The sequence below is a fragment of the Rhizobacter sp. P1_G5 genome, assembly GCF_056405435.1.
This window is the reverse complement of record NZ_JBFUCB010000624.1, coordinates 1-3,445: the sequence shown is the minus strand read 5'-3', so window position 1 is coordinate 3,445 and position 3,445 is coordinate 1. Positions and strand designations below refer to the sequence as shown.

Here is a 3,445-nt window from a genome sequence, read left to right as displayed (position 1 = left end):
CACCTACACGGTCTCTGATCCGTCGGGCGCAAGCTCGACCGGCACCGTCACCGTCAACGTCGGCGCGAACACCGCGCCGAGCGGCGCGGACGCCTCGCACGCGCAGAACGAAGACAGCGCGTACAGCCTGCAGGCGAGCGACTTCGGCTTCAGCGACCCGGACGCCGGCCAGTCCTTCGCCGGCGTGCGCATCGATGCGCTGCCGGCCGCCGGCACGCTGCTGCTCAACGGCACGCCGGTCACGGCGGGCACCGTCGTCTCGGCCGCCGACATCGCCGCCGGGCACCTGGTGTTCACGCCGGCCGCCGACGGCAACGGCAGYGGCTATGCCAGCATCAGCTTCAGCGTGCAGGACAGCGCAGGCGCCTTCGACGCCACGCCGAACACCTTCACGTTCAACGTCACGCCGGTCAACGACGCGCCGGTCGCGCATCCCGACCTGGTCTCGGCCACCGAAGACACGCCGGTCAACTTCGACCCGCGCGCCAACGACACCGATGTCGACGGCCCTGTGCTGAGCGTCACCCAGGTGGCCGGCCAGCCGATCGCGGTCGGCAGCCCGGTGACCTTGCCCGAGGGCACGGTCTCGCTCAATCCGGACGGCACGCTGACCTTCACGCCCGCGGCGGACTTCAACGGCCCGGTCAACATCCCGTACACCGTGAGCGACGGCACGACGCCGACCGCTTCGGCGGTCACGATCAACGTCGCGGCGACGCCGGATGCGCCGGTGATCACCGGCCCGCTCACCGGCAGCGTCACCGAAGACCAGGTGCCGGGCAGCACCGGCAAGCTGACGGTCGTCGACCCGGACGGCCCGGCCGAATCCGTCTTCGTCGCGCAGAGCGGCAGCGCCGGGGCCCATGGCAGCTTCACGCTCGCGAGCGACGGCACCTGGAGCTACGCGCTGAACAACGCGGCGCCGAACGTGCAGTCGCTGGCGGCGGGCACCAGCGTGACCGACAGCTTCACCGTGACCACCGCCGACGGCACGACGCGCAGCGTGGTGATCACCGTCAACGGCACGAACGACGCGCCGGTGGCGGTCAACGACACCGGCAGCGCGACCGAAGACGCGCCGCTGCTCGGCAGCGTGCTCGCCAACGACAGCGATGTCGACGCGGGCAGCAGCCTCGCGGTGACGCAGTTCAGCATCGGCGGCAGCACCTATGCCGCGGGCCAGACGGCGACCCTCGCCAACGTCGGCACGCTGCTGATCGCAGCCGACGGCAGCTACACCTTCACGCCGGCGCCGAACTACAACGGCGCGGTGCCGACCGTCACCTACACCGTGAGCGACGGCAGCGCGAGCTCGACGGCCTCGCTCGACATCACCGTGACCGCGGTGAACGATGCGCCGGTGGGCGTGAACGACGGCAAGGCCTTCGACGAAGACAGCACCGCCAGCGGCAATGTGCTGGCCAACGACACCGACGCCGACCACGATACGCTGTCGGTGACGCAGTTCAGCTTCAACGGCAACACCTATGCGGCCGGGCTGACGGCCGTCGATCCGGCCACGGGCTCGCTGCGCCTCAATGCCGACGGCAGCTACACCTTCACGCCGAACCCCGACTGGCACGGCGCCGTGCCGGTCGTCACCTACACGCTGAGCGACGGCACGGCCACCTCGACGGCGCAGCTGGCGCTGACGATCACCTCGGTGAACGACGCACCGGTGGCGGCCGACGACATCGCCTCGACCGCCATCAACGCCTCGGTGACGATCGACGTGCTGGCCAACGACCACGATGTCGACGGCGACACGCTGACCGTCAGCAACCCGGTGCTGGCCAACCCGGCCCAGGGCTCGGTGTCGGTCGACGCGAGCGGCCACGTGGTCTTCACGCCGGCCACCAATTTCAGCGGCGCGGTGCAGATCCAGTACACGGTGACCGACCCGAGCGGCGCGAGCGCCACCGCGAACGTCACGGTGAACGTCGGCACCAACACGCCGCCGACCGGCGCGGACGTGACACGCACGCTGGCCGAAGACAGCAGCTACACGGTGCAGCCGGGCGATTTCGGCTTTGCCGATGCGGATGCGGGGCAGACGCTCACGAACGTGCGCATCGACACGCCGCCGGCGGCCGGCACGCTGCTGCTGAACGGCGCGGCGGTCGTCGCCGGACAGATCATCTCGGTGGCCGAGATCAACGCCGGCCACCTGGTGTACGTGCCGGCGGCCAATGGCAACGGCGCGCCGTATGCGTCGTTCAGCTTCAGCGTGCAGGACAGCGCGGGTGCCTTCGATGCGGCACCGAACACGCTGAGCCTGAACGTGACGCCGGTGGCCGATGCAGCCGTGATCACCCCGGGCTCGGGCTCGGTCACGGAAGACACGGCGGTCGATGCGGGCGGACAGCTCAGGACGGGCGGCACGCTGGCGATCGTCGATCCGGATGCGGGCGAGGCGGTGTTCCAGCCGCAGGCTGCCACGGCGGGGACGTACGGCACGTTCACGCTCGCCGCCGATGGCACGTGGACCTATGCAGCTGCAAACAGCAACGCCACGGTCCAGGCGTTGCGTGCTGATCAATCGCTGACGGAGACGTTCACGGTCAAGAGCGCCGACGGCACTTCGTCGAGTGTCACGGTCACCATCCAGGGCACGAACGATGTGGCGGTGATCAGCGGTGCCACCTCGGGTATCGTCACCGAAGACACGGCCGTCAACGGCTCCGGCAACCTGACCACCGGTGGCACCTTGTCTGTCGCCGACGTCGACAACGGCCAGGCGGTGTTCCAGGCCCAGGCTTCCACTGTCGGCACCTACGGCACCTTCACACTCGCCGCCGATGGCACGTGGACTTATGCAGCTGCGAACAGCAACGCCACGRTCCAGGCGYTGCGCGCCGATCAATCGCTGACCGAGACCTTCWCGGTCAAGAGCGCCGATGGGACCTCGTCGAGTGTCACGGTCACCATCCAGGGCACGAACGACACCGCTGTCATCTCCGGCGCCACTTCCGGCTCCGTCACGGAGGACACGGCTGTCAACGCTTCCGGCAATCTGACGACCGGTGGTACGTTGTCTGTCGCCGACGTCGACAACGGCCAGGCGGTGTTCCAGGCTCAACCGGCCACCGTGGGCACCTAYGGCACCTTCGCGCTCGCCGCCGACGGCACCTGGACCTACACCGCTGCGAACAGCAACGCGACGATCCAAGCCCTGCGCGCGGATCAGTCGCTGGCGGAGACCTTCACCGTCAAGAGCGCTGATGGGACCTCGTCGAGCGTCACCGTCACCATCCACGGCACGAATGATGTGGCCGTGATCAGCGGTGCCACCTCGGGCGCCGTCACTGAAGACACCGCGGTCAACGCTTCCGGCAACCTGACGACCGGTGGCACCTTGTCTGTCACCGACGTCGACAACGGCCAGGCCGTGTTCCAGGCTCAGCCTGCCACCGCGGGCACCTACGGCACCTTCACGCTCGCCACC

The 3,445-nt window shown here is 69.2% G+C and carries 1 protein-coding gene; it reads left to right on the top strand.

Annotated elements, in window-relative coordinates; translation table 11 throughout:
- Positions 1–3,445, top strand: a 3,445-nt coding sequence (locus tag AC1D12_RS28305; RefSeq protein ID WP_477844410.1) for a cadherin-like domain-containing protein, incomplete at both ends; no start/stop codon positions are given.